This is a genomic window from uncultured Phocaeicola sp., from assembly GCF_948499155.1.
In the GTDB taxonomy this organism is placed as follows: domain Bacteria; phylum Bacteroidota; class Bacteroidia; order Bacteroidales; family Bacteroidaceae; genus Phocaeicola; species Phocaeicola faecalis.
In genome coordinates this window covers 1-10,656 of record NZ_CAOOSE010000049.1, presented here as the reverse complement: position 1 = coordinate 10,656, position 10,656 = coordinate 1, and the positions used below count along the sequence as shown (strand labels likewise).

8 protein-coding genes and 1 pseudogene are annotated in these 10,656 nt (G+C 46.9%); 2 read left to right on the top strand and 7 right to left on the bottom strand.

Annotation, left to right across the window (positions count from 1 at the left end; all coding sequences use genetic code 11):
• Positions 1-128: 128 nt before the first annotated feature.
• Together QYT14_RS18640 and QYT14_RS18635 are read right to left on the bottom strand one after the other, a co-directional pair.
• Positions 129-311 carry a hypothetical protein gene (locus QYT14_RS18640; protein WP_288326311.1) on the bottom strand — a complete coding sequence of 61 codons (183 nt, stop codon included), beginning with the start codon at positions 309-311 and terminating at the stop codon, positions 129-131.
• 50 nt (positions 312-361) lie between these two features.
• The gene (locus QYT14_RS18635; protein WP_347280260.1) at positions 362-496 is read right to left on the bottom strand and encodes a hypothetical protein; all 135 of its coding nucleotides are present in this window, start codon (positions 494-496) and stop codon (positions 362-364) included.
• A 34-nt stretch (positions 497-530) separates the two neighbouring features.
• Here QYT14_RS18635 and QYT14_RS18915 point away from each other — a divergent pair.
• Positions 531-683: pseudogene (locus tag QYT14_RS18915) on the top strand (polysaccharide deacetylase family protein); the annotation flags it as partial.
• A gap of 23 nt (positions 684-706) precedes the next feature.
• On the opposite strand, the gene QYT14_RS18630 reads toward QYT14_RS18915, so the two are convergent.
• The 5 genes from QYT14_RS18630 to QYT14_RS18610 all read right to left on the bottom strand — a co-directional run bounded on the left by QYT14_RS18630 (position 707) and on the right by QYT14_RS18610 (position 9,341).
• Complete coding sequence (locus tag QYT14_RS18630; RefSeq protein WP_288326309.1) at positions 707-1,786, bottom strand: DUF5009 domain-containing protein; 1,080 nt, start codon at positions 1,784-1,786, stop codon at positions 707-709.
• A 14-nt stretch (positions 1,787-1,800) separates the two neighbouring features.
• Positions 1,801-3,555, bottom strand: a complete 1,755-nt coding sequence (locus QYT14_RS18625; RefSeq protein ID WP_288326313.1) for a right-handed parallel beta-helix repeat-containing protein — start codon at positions 3,553-3,555, stop codon at positions 1,801-1,803.
• A 216-nt stretch (positions 3,556-3,771) separates the two neighbouring features.
• The gene (locus QYT14_RS18620) at positions 3,772-4,248 is read right to left on the bottom strand and encodes a hypothetical protein (RefSeq protein ID WP_288326307.1); all 477 of its coding nucleotides are present in this window, start codon (positions 4,246-4,248) and stop codon (positions 3,772-3,774) included.
• A 31-nt stretch (positions 4,249-4,279) separates the two neighbouring features.
• Positions 4,280-6,139 carry a RagB/SusD family nutrient uptake outer membrane protein gene (locus QYT14_RS18615; protein WP_288326305.1) on the bottom strand — a complete coding sequence of 620 codons (1,860 nt, stop codon included), beginning with the start codon at positions 6,137-6,139 and terminating at the stop codon, positions 4,280-4,282.
• Between the two features lie 37 nt (positions 6,140-6,176).
• Complete coding sequence (locus tag QYT14_RS18610; RefSeq protein WP_288326303.1) at positions 6,177-9,341, bottom strand: TonB-dependent receptor; 3,165 nt, start codon at positions 9,339-9,341, stop codon at positions 6,177-6,179.
• Positions 9,342-9,767: 426 nt separating this feature from the next.
• Here QYT14_RS18610 and QYT14_RS18605 point away from each other — a divergent pair, with 426 nt between their 5' ends.
• The gene (locus tag QYT14_RS18605; RefSeq protein ID WP_288326301.1) at positions 9,768-10,079 is read left to right on the top strand and encodes a hypothetical protein; all 312 of its coding nucleotides are present in this window, start codon (positions 9,768-9,770) and stop codon (positions 10,077-10,079) included.
• The last annotated feature ends 577 nt before the right edge of the window (positions 10,080-10,656 follow it).

Genomic DNA, 10,656 nt, shown 5'->3' with positions numbered 1-10,656 from the left:
ATTGCATTGTGATGCAGTTCTGCGGATGGGAACTGGAAAGGATGGAAGAGGTATAAATTATCCTCCAGATAGGGATAAATATACTTAATAATACCACCCTTTATCAATACAAAGAATACCCTCTTTACTTATGCCTTTATGAATATTATCACAAAGTTAATATTTCCGGCGAAATTCTCTAAAATCAATCTCTTTTTGGTTGGCCAATAGAACTTCAGCCGGCGTCTGCGCTGCTCCGGGTTGCCGGCCGATGTGTCCGCCACCTGTTCCATATCCAAGACAAGCTGGCAGTTGGGAAATTTCTCTTTCAACAAGTAGAGGATTTTGCTACCATAGCCGCCACCTCGTCGTTCGGAATCTTCTATTCGATGCCTGCCACACAGATATTGCCCATTTCGTCGAACATTCCGCGATGTTCGTTGCCCCACACATCCATCATGCGGATAATCGGTACGAGCGACTCGCCCAACTCCGTCAGAAAAGACCCCGTTTTCATCGGCACGGTGTCATGCACCACACGGCGCACGACAAAATGCATCAAGAAACAACTTGTTCCAGGCTCCACCCTTCTGCTACATGACCGGATGCCCGACAGTGACAGGTTGCTGGTACAGGTGCTGGACTTTATAGAAAAAGAGGGGTATACGGTAGTAGCGTTAGACAGGCTGATAAATCCTATTTAAGCACATGCCCCAATAGACCTCTTCTATATCTTCAGGAACACCTGACTTTTATACATCATCCGAAGTATAAAAAACAGAATCAAATAATTGGCAAAAGTAAGCCATGCCCCATAATAATTCCCCAGATACGGTTCCAGCCCATAACTGACAGAAGCCGCTACGCTACGAAAATTAACCACTTCTCCCAACAGATAGGCAGTGATGGAATTCATGCCATATATTTTCAGCCATCCCAATCCCTTGCTGTGTCCCTTATAGTCTATCCAATAATAAAAGACAGCCATAAGCAGAAAACAATAACCTCCCGAAAGCAACGTCATGCTACCTGACCAAATGCGTTTGATAACCGGCATCTGGAAACTCCATAAAATGGCGGCAACCATCAAGGACAGACCTATTATAAACAAGTTGCGAACTACCTTCTTCCGGTCATTTTTCCCATCCTTCATGATACGTCCCGCAAAAGTACCCAGCATCACAGTCACTCCGAATGTCAGGCTGCTCCATATCCATGTATAAGACGGATCACCCCGGAAACGCCCCAACAGAATCCGGTCCACCCGATTGGCAAAGTTCCCTTCGGGCGTGAAGTCGCCGCAGAAGGTCATGGGCAGCCAATAGACCAGCAACAGGCCGAGAGTAAGGGCCACCTGCATCCGTGGCGAAGCATAGAGCAGCAGGACGGAGGCAATCAGATAGCCGCTGGCAATGGCCTGCAAGGTATTGGTATAGAAATAAATGTGCTGTGGATCCAGCCCCAACAAGTTGCCCTGTACGATCATACCGAACAGAAACAGCAGCAAGAAGCGACGAATAATTTTCCGCCACACCGCCCGCTTGTCCGGCAGTCCGACGTACTTGGAAAACGAGAACGGCATGGATGCGCCGGTCATGAAGAGGAATAGCGGCATCACCAGATCCCAAAAGCGGAATCCGGTCCAAGCCTCATGATCAAACTGATAAAGTACGGCATTCAGCCAAGGCAGGTCGGCCTGCCTGCCGACTGAAACCAACACCGGCTGGAAGAATACCAGCAGAAATAAATCAAAGCCACGCAAAATATCGAGCGAAGCCAAACGGGAAGAAGACGGAGAATGTGTCATAAATCATTTCATGTTCATTTCTTATACTTCTTTTTCATGTTCTCAAAACGGATGGCATCTTTCGAAAACGGTTCTGCAAAAACATTATTCTTTATTTCCACGTCCTTACATCCGTTCAGAATGAACTGCTCCTTCGCTACAACTTCCATACCGGACACCGGTTCCACCTCGTTGTCTTTAAACAGAAGCCCCTCTGTACTTTTGGCATAAAGCACCGGATTGCCCCATGTCCGGAATCTGTTACCAACAATACGCACATTACGGTGCACCGGGCGATTGGCATCCACTACCGTATTCGACGGGTGCAAAGCTATGACCGCATTCCCCGGTCCGCCGTTGTAGGCACAGTCGATGAACGTGTTGTTCTCTATCAAGATATCTTTAACCGGTCCCGACTCATACCAGCCTTCCGCATCACCCTCTATCAGAATGGCGCTCATTCCGGTTTTGTAATAAGTGTTGTCGGCTATCACCACTTTCCGTGGGGTGGTCATCAGGGTTCCGCGCGTACTGGTCCGGGTGAAATGGCAATGACGGATCTCCACTTCGGGAGTACAGCTCATATTTTCCACACAGTCATGATTCAACTCCAGAGCCTTGGGTATCGTGCGGTCGAACGCCACTTCCAGTGTCCTGTCGGTCAACCGTTTAACGGATTTAACCACAGCCGGAGCAAAACGTTCCATTGTGGAAGCCTTGACAAATGCCACCGTATCTCCCTCGAAATAAGCGTTAAACCCATAGCTTTGCCCGTGCATGAATCTCAATTCCAGTGTCTGCGCATTCACTTTGCGGACTGCACGCAGGTTTGTCCCATGGACATTGATCGGATCGTCCTGCGCTCCGGCATACCGGCAATTCAAGATATTGATTTTGCCACTGCATCCCGAGAAGTGCATAAAATCTGCCGATGATGCCAAGATCCGTCCGCTGTCCAGACGCGGCATACATTCCACTTTATTCATTGTAATATTCCGGCTATACTGGCTCACTATCCCCAATCCATGCATATAGTGTACCCCCATCCGGTTCAATGTTACATCCCGGCTCTCGTAAATGAACATTCCCACCTGGTCTCTGATGATATCGCGCACAGTCAATGTATTGCCCACTGTGGGCTGGAAATCTGTCGGTGTGGCAAAGCGGACCACCCCCGGAGCCACTTCCTCGGCTTCGGACGAAGCCAGGCTGTTCCACCCATGGCTATAAAAGAAATGTTCGCTTTGCGGATCATATTCGATACAATGTATCCTGTTGGAGCGCCACCCTTCGCCATACAGGTGAATCTTCCCGCCGACTATCTGGTAACGGGAATCCCGGTGGAAACTGACCTCCACTCCCTGTCCTTCCACCCGCGTATAGGTCATCTCCGATCCTCCGGGACGCTCTGCATCCAAGTGCAAGTTTTTCAGTTCCATCTGCCGGCAATGCGCCATGGCAATCATAGTCATCTTTCCATGAAACATCAGCGTTGCATCATTTCCCTCAATAGTCAATCCTTCCACCCCCTCAAAAAACAGCCCGATGGTCTTCACTTTCGACGGGCATTCTTGTTCGGTAGAGGTATTGGTTATGAAATATTCCTTGCGCACCGCCCCTTCGGGCCAGAAATCGTACCGCCCCTTCTCGAACACCAGCACCTTAGTCTTGAATTTCTTGCAATCCTCTATCACAGACTGCATTCGTTCCGTCTGATTTTCATAAGAATAAGGGTGAATACCGTAATCAGAAACAAACAGGGTATCTTTCTGCTGTGTTTGCGCCCGCATGACACAGGCCAAGCATAAAAAGAAAATAAAAGATAAATAAACTTTCATCGTATAGTCTATTTTTAAGTGGTTTTCCATTTCAGAGGATAAAAATAATGGATTATATTATAATACTCTAACTTCTAACTCATAAAAAGCAATACCTGAATTTTCACAAACTCAGGTATTACACAATTTTCTACATTAAAACAATTTCAGTTCAGTACGGTTGCCTCGCTATTTATTAAACTGAACAATCTTGATAGTCCAAATCTTAGTATTTCCATCAGCTGCTCTCACACTGAATTTCCGCTCACCGCTCCAGTCATCGGGAGTGCCCAGAGCGGCTGTTCCGTCAATCGGAGTAATCCGGGCAGCTGTCGATACAGTAACCTGTCCCCACAATGGATTAGTAGATACTTCGGCACGTACCGCCTCCGTAAAATCGCCTCCGGCATCGGGCACAGTCACCGTAAGCTGGATAACCCCGGCATCGGAATTCACATCACTGCTGACATTCAAACGCTGTTCTTTCACGATAGGTTCCTGTGTTATGGGATCTTTTTCATCACTGGCCCAACGATAATACAACTGGACCGCACTGATCTCCGCCTCTTCGTATGCGGGCAGATCTTCCCAATCACACGCGCTCACAAGCGGAAGACAAACCAGTAAAAGCACCCATCTAAGGGTTGAGAATGTTATTTTTTTCATATCCTGTTTCTATTTTATAAAGTTAATACAATTATTCCCATCCCGGATTCTGGTCTGACTCATTGATAGCCGAATTGGCCTGAATGACAGATTTAGTAATCGGGAACAAATAAGAACGCACATCGAACCTGCGTGTATCATTAGACAACTGCACATTACCCACATAAGCCGCCGTGCGATCGGTCTTGATCTCAATGAAGGTAGCCGGCTCAGTCAGTTCGTCGATGACACTGCCCGGTGCTTTCCCATCATTGGCCTCTTTACCGTACTTTCCCCACCGGAGTAGACTGAAATACCAATCACCTTCCCAGAACAGTTCCACGCGACGTTCTATTTTATAATCTTCCCAAGCCTCTGCCAAGGTAACTGCTTCGGAAGCGGGCAGCCCTCCATGAGTCACACGAGTCTGGTTCAATACAGCCACAGCTTCCGTCACCTTGTTCAAGCGAAGAAGAGCCTCAGCCTTGTTCAGCAACGAGCGTCCGTAGCGGAACAGAATCTTGTGATAATCCGTATAAACATTGTAGAAAGGACGCGGACTCCATTCTGTATAAATATACTTGCGCATATTATAGTTGGTCAAAGGCACGTGGTCCGAAGCATAACGCTGCGAAGCCCAGCGGCTCATGTTTCCATGCGAATATGTCGTGATGTTCTCACCCAGAAAGACAGAGCCGTCATGTACGATGGAAGCGTCGAAACGCTTGTCGCGATGCTGGTACATCAGGTCGCTGATGCTCATGCCAGGGGTGGTCACCTCGAATGCCTTGAAGTACTCTCCTCCGTCAAACTCCGCCTCTTCCTTGTGGTCTATTTTGGCAATGGCCTCCTCACGGCTCAACGGACGGGTATTATTGACAAACTGGGAAGCCTCGTCCCATCGTACAGCCTTACCGGTTGCCTGGTCTATCACCAGATAATCGTCCACCAGATTCTGGCTGGGAGTATGGTCCAGCCAACATTCAAAAATATCCGAATTCTTGAACAACGGACCGCAATTGGTAATGGACAGGTTGCTGTTCAGCAAGTTGGGAATCAGGTTAATCATGTCGGTACCCTGCACGGTTGTAGCATCTTTGCTCCAATAGTGTGCCAAAATGATTTCGGGAGAAGAGTAGGCACCTTTCTGATTGAACATATCCTCATAATTGGGATCGAGCGAGAATCCCTGCAAGGCATCCACAGCATCGATAGCTTCCTGATACAAACTCTTTCCATTCAACTGCAAAGTAGCGGCATCATCGGTATAAGCGGCAGCGGTCAGACAGACTTCTGAAAGAAATGCATACGCTGCATTGCGGGTCAAACGCCCGCTAACGGCTGTTTCGGGCAAGCCCGGAATGGCTTCACGGATGTCTGTCAGAACATGCTGATAACTCTCCGTAATATCCTTAGTCAGCGGAAGGTTAAACTCGTCTTCCGTGGTCAACACACGATCCACCCAAATGTACCGTCCACCCTTACGTGCCAAATCGTAATAAATCATGGCGCGCATCATCTTGGCTTCGGCCACAAACTGCGTCTTATGAGCATCGGCCAGCTTGGATTCCGCCATCTTCTCGATGATCAGGTTACAGTTACGAATAGCAGTAAACCGGTCGTTCAGCCCCCATCCGTAAGTGTTTTCCATCAGTCCACGCACCTCACCGGGACAAGCAGCACGGCAATTTACCATGTTGTTACTGAATGTTTTATCCCAGGTAGAGAAAGCTTCGTACAGTCCGTAAGCATTTCCATAATTACCAATAACAAACGCATCTACCGTACTTTGTGTATCCCAAACCACTGTTTCGGGAAAACCTTCCGTAGGTTTGGTATCCAAAAAATCACTGCAACTTTGCAAACCGGCAGCTCCCATCATCAAGATAGGTAATATATACTTGTTTTTCATATTGACTTTCATTTCATTTTGAATATTAATGATACTATTAGAAGCCGATGTTCAGACTTACTGTATAAACCCGCGAAATAGGATACGTATATCCGTTACCGCTGGAACCGGATTCCGGATCGAATCCCCACTTCTTGGCAGGACTGAACGTGAGCAGATTATAACCGGCCAAAGAAAGATTACACTTGGTCATCCAGGCTACGTTCTTCAACAACTTGTGCTTGAAGTCATAGCCAATGGACATGTTCTTCAAACGGATATAGCGTGCATCGACCAGCCAGAAATCCGTACCCACGAAGTTGTTGCTGCCGTTGAATCCGGCAGACGCATGCTGACGGGGATAGAGGGAGTTCGTGTTGTCTGGTGCCCAGATGTCTGTCTGGAAGTCATAAATGACAGGCAGATAGTTGCTATTGCCTCCCATCAGGATAGCATCCACATAGATATTATAGTTGGTTGCGCCTTGCCACAGCATGTTGAACGACCATCCCTTGTAGCTCATATCAACATTGATACCGTAGTTAGATCTCGGATTCCTTCCGTTTCCCATGCGATACTGGTCATCACCGTCAATTTTACCGTCACCATTGAAGTCATAGTATTTCAAGTCACCCGCCATCAGGTTAGTGGAACCGTTACGCTTTGGATTGTTCAATACATCCAGATAATCGGTGTAATATCCCAGGTTTTTATAATATGTTCCTGTATAGGCTCCCACCTGCGTTCCGCGCTTATAAGGATTCTTCACACTGGTTTCCGCTTCGTTCGGGTTGATATTCCAGCGGTCGTCATAATAAGTCATATTGGCAGAGATGCCATATTGCAAATCACCGATCCGGTCTTTCCATTGCAATACGAACTCAAAACCGCGGCGAATGCTCTCGCCGTTCGATTTTACCACAGGCAGATTCTTACCCAACGGAGAAGTATATCCCACATTGGAAGGCGTAGCCAAATAACCGGTAGTCACTTTGGCAAAGTAATCTACCGAACCGGAAAGACGACTGTTCAGTGAAGCGAAGTCCACTCCGATATTAAAGTCCTTGGTGGTGTACCAAGTCATATCCGGACTGATCAGCGAACCTTCGGCGAAACTCGGATGCCACTTTTCACCCAAATAGGCGCCGCGAGTATATAAAGTATAAGAAGAAATGTATGCAAAGCGGTCGGCCACATTGTCACCGTTCAGGTCAAGGAAGTCCTGACCGATTTCACCATACGAAGCACGCAACTTGAACTGGTCAAAGATCTTGTCCATGTTCCATTCCTTCCAGAAGTTCTCTTCGGAAACGGCCCATGCCGCAGAACCTGAGAAGAATGCGCCCCAGCGCTCGCCCGACGGGAAGTAGTCACTGCCGTCGTAACGAACATTGGCTTCCACCATATATTTGGCTGCATAATCGTACTTCACACGACCGATCAAGGCAGCGCGACGATACCCCACTCCTTCACTCGACCAGTTCTCTGCCGTATCTACCGGTCCGGAACCTATCTGATCGACGTCGAAGATATATTCTTTGCGCGACAGTCCGGAATTGTCGTAGTCCTGTCCGCTCGCTTCGATACCGAACGTAGCCCCCACTGTATGCACATCTTTAAATGTCCTGAGATAATCGGCAAAGAACTGTGTGTTGAAATTACGATGGTAATAAGTTGCCTTGCTCAGACTGGGTTTGTTGGAAGTAGCCGGATTCCCTTCCCAATCGTAAGTCTGTGCCGATTTGTTCCACGATTTGTTACGGTCATTGGCTATCGTATAGCTTCCCAACGCCTTCAGCGTCAATCCTTCCACCCAAGGTACTGCCCATTCCAAGTTCAGGTTACCCCGTACGGACGATTTGGATTCCTTGTAATAACCGCCCTGATCACTGATATCGACAAGTGCATTGTCCGTCGTACCACTGTAAATCTGTCCGAACGGATTGTACGCGGCTTCCCATGGTTTCTTGTTCTGAATGTGCGACCAGGTGGTGTAATAGCCTCGTCCGCTGGCTGTAGCAGGTTCGTTCAAGTCAACAATGTAAGCATCTACCCCGGCTACCATCTTCAGACCGATATTCTTCAAGTTCGCCTCCAGATTGGTACGGAAGTTATAACGCTGCATGTTATTGGAGTTAGTCCGGTAAATAGATTCCTGATTATAATACCCCAATCCTGTATAAATCTTCATGGTTTCGCCTCCCCCTGTCAGGGTCAGATTATGGCGCATTTCGGGAGCGAACGTACGCATGGTGATATCCTGCCAGTCCACATTGGGATGCCCTTGCGGATCCTGTCCGTTACGGAAAAGGTCCAAATCTTTCTGAGTGTATTGCGGCGCACGTCCATCATACTCCAAACCTCGGTTCACATAACTTGCCGCCGTATAGGCATCAACTTTGTTCTGCAAGTCGGCAGGCTGGCTCAATGTATAGTTAAAACTGTAGTCCACGTTCAGCTTTCCCGTCTTTCCACTCTTTGTGGTTACCATAACAATACCGTTGGCAGCCCGGGCACCATACACAGCCGTTGCAGAAGCATCCTTCAGAATAGACATCTGATCGATGTCCTCCGGATTCAGGTTTTGAAAATCGCGTTCTTCACAAATAATATTATCGATAACATAAAGAGGTGTTCCACCACCACGGATAGAGATGGACGCCTTGGCATTGACACCACCTCCCGACTGGGTAACGATCAATCCCGGTGCACGTCCCGCCAGACTCTGTGTAATATTAGGTACAGGAACCTTGGACAATTCATCGGCCTTCACCTGCGATACGGCCGAAGTGGTCTTACGCTTCGATGTAGTACCATAACCCACTACCACCACTTCATCCAGTTGTTGCGTGTCTTCTTTCAATATAACTTTCAATGGCGAATTGCCCACAGTTACCTTCTGGGTGAGATATCCGATATAAGATATCACCAGTACCTGCCCCTTGCGTGCAGCCAGTTCGAAGTTTCCGTCAAAATCCGTTACTGTTCCCACCATACTTCCTTCGATCAAGATGGAAACACCTATCAAGGTTTCTCCCTGTGCGTCATACACCGTTCCTTTGATTGTATTCTCCTGTAATACAATCGGAAGAGGAGCGCTGTCCAGTGTCTCCGAAGCAGCATTTACTGAAGCCAGACATAGCAGTGAACAGCCTATGCCCACAACTTTAAGACAACTCATGGAATAAGTCATCTTGCGATTCCACAAAAGGTTCATTTTCATACTTAAACATTTTATTAATAGATATTATAGGTTAACAGCAAAAAGGCCGATATTCTAACCGAATATCCTTTTTATAATTTATCAAAAAAAATAGTTCGTCTTTTATTTTACCCAAGTTCCCGGGGAACTGTCGCTGTAGCTATGTCACTGGTTTTCAATATCCCTCTAAAGGGTTGGTAATAGAAGAATCATCGTTGTGGCGTGTATAAATGGGATTTGTTTTTCGGTTTCTATCTATTTTCTACCGAAATCCATCACCGCATATCGCTATAAACCAGCGTTATACAGTGACAGAACTTTCGCCCCCCCAAAAAACGGTCAGTCAGGATGTTCGAAAAATCCGGCTCGTCACCCAGGTGAAGCAACGGAAATTTCCGGATGTTTGCACGATAGCAGCCTATAAGTTAGATAAATACATCACACATCATGTCAGACATTCAATTTGACATCTATGAATCACCGGACATTGGCGGGAAAAAAAAGAAATACCAAGTGAGAAGCACCAACAGACAGAACATCCGTTCGAAAGACCTGATGCACGAGGCATCGCTTTATGCCTCCGTGAGCCGTTCGGACTGGTCGGCAGCCGAAGGCGACGGCCTGCTGACCGAATACTTCAAGGGCCAGCGCAGCATCACCGCAACACAGATGCAGCAAGTGTGCGGCATGCTCCGTTCCACCGCCCACATACCAGTTAAGGGACATTACGGACGTTCTTACACCGCAGGTCACTGGTAATGAATAAGATGTGGTGATAAATAGATGTACCTGTTTTCTACCGGCTACCAAACAAGCGGTGAATAGCCGATGAAAAAACAATATAAATCATTTCAAGGAAGTTCCGTGAAAGTTATCGGTTCCTTCTTTAAATAAGGTGCTATTGATATCTCAAATGTTAAAAATCAAGGTGCATTAAATATATTTTTCAATAGATCCCTTGTATATATTAAAATTGTTATATATTTGTGCTGTTAATTTAAATTTAATTGAAAAGCTTAGTTCCCCGGGAACTTGTCATGTTTATCCCCTTCGACAGATTACCGATAGTTTATCCCTCCCGATAACATATATATGTAGGCTGATGCGTACGTACGTGTAGCCCGATGCATATATACGTGTAGGCTTACGCGTATATACGTGCAGGCTGATGCCACCGTATGTGTAGACCGATGCCTATGGGCACATTGAAAAAAACAGGCAACCCACACTGAATGATGCAAAAAGACCTTGAACTTTTCAAAAAAGGTCGGTGTGTTTTCAAAAAAGATCGGGAAGTTTTTTAAAAACATCACCATCTTTTTTAAAAAGCTCGGCA

Coding starts and splice junctions, on each gene's coding strand:
- QYT14_RS18625 (WP_288326313.1), bottom strand. CDS start 3,555: ATGCGGGCGCAAACACAGCAGAAAGATACCCTGTTTGTTTCTGATTAC.
- QYT14_RS18615 (WP_288326305.1), bottom strand. CDS start 6,139: ATGAAAAACAAGTATATATTACCTATCTTGATGATGGGAGCTGCCGGT.
- QYT14_RS18620 (WP_288326307.1), bottom strand. CDS start 4,248: ATGAAAAAAATAACATTCTCAACCCTTAGATGGGTGCTTTTACTGGTT.
- QYT14_RS18610 (WP_288326303.1), bottom strand. CDS start 9,341: ATGAAAATGAACCTTTTGTGGAATCGCAAGATGACTTATTCCATGAGT.
- QYT14_RS18605 (WP_288326301.1), top strand. CDS start 9,768: ATGTCAGACATTCAATTTGACATCTATGAATCACCGGACATTGGCGGG.
- QYT14_RS18635 (WP_347280260.1), bottom strand. CDS start 496: ATGAAAACGGGGTCTTTTCTGACGGAGTTGGGCGAGTCGCTCGTACCG.
- QYT14_RS18630 (WP_288326309.1), bottom strand. CDS start 1,786: ATGACACATTCTCCGTCTTCTTCCCGTTTGGCTTCGCTCGATATTTTG.